1 pseudogene is annotated in these 695 nt (G+C 60.9%); it reads left to right on the forward strand.

Features of this window, described 5'->3' with window-relative positions:
• Window positions 1–85: 85 nt before the first annotated feature.
• Window positions 86–695: pseudogene (locus tag NKI08_RS34590) on the forward strand (transposase); the annotation flags it as partial.

A 695-nucleotide genomic window follows, 5' to 3' on the forward strand; every position in this document is an offset into this window, starting at 1 on the left:
CGCATTGCCTCAAGCAAAATGTTACCAATAGTGTCGCTGTTCCGAATGGGATGGTCAGGTGTTGTCATCCCGATTCGGAGGATGGATGGCAAGGCGGATCAGCATGGCGACACGGTCGGAATTGGTGGAAGCAATTGTCGAGCGGTATCGATCGGGGAGCCGAAGCGATAAGCGCCTCATCCTCGATGAGTTCGTCGCGGTGACCGGTTATCATCGCAAGCATGCGATCCGAGTGCTCCGTCAACGCGCGTCGAAGATACCTGGCAACAAGAGGCACAGCCTTCGCTATGGCGGCGATGTTCGCGAAGCGCTCGTGGTGTTGTGGGAGGCATCGGAGCGGCTGTGTTCCAAACGGCTGCGGCCGTTGATACCTGTCTTGCTGCCAGCGCTTGAACGGCATGGCCGGCTGGAGCTCGATGCCGCGCTCCGCGGCAAGCTGCTGACAATGAGCCCGGCGACGATAGATCGGCTTTTGGCGGAGGTACGTGTTGTGGCTCGCGGCGGCCAGCGCCGGCGAGCAGGAATGAGTTCGGCGGTTCGCCGATCGGTGCCGGTGCGCACCTTCGGGGACTGGAATGATCCGCCGCCCGGTTACGTCGAGGTCGATTTCGTGGCGCATTCCGGCACATCTTCGTCCGGCAGCTTTGTGCAGACGATGGTGTTGACCGATATTGCCACGGGGTGGACTGAATGCG

Source organism: Mesorhizobium sp. M0768, assembly GCF_040320195.1.
Classification (GTDB): domain Bacteria; phylum Pseudomonadota; class Alphaproteobacteria; order Rhizobiales; family Rhizobiaceae; genus Mesorhizobium.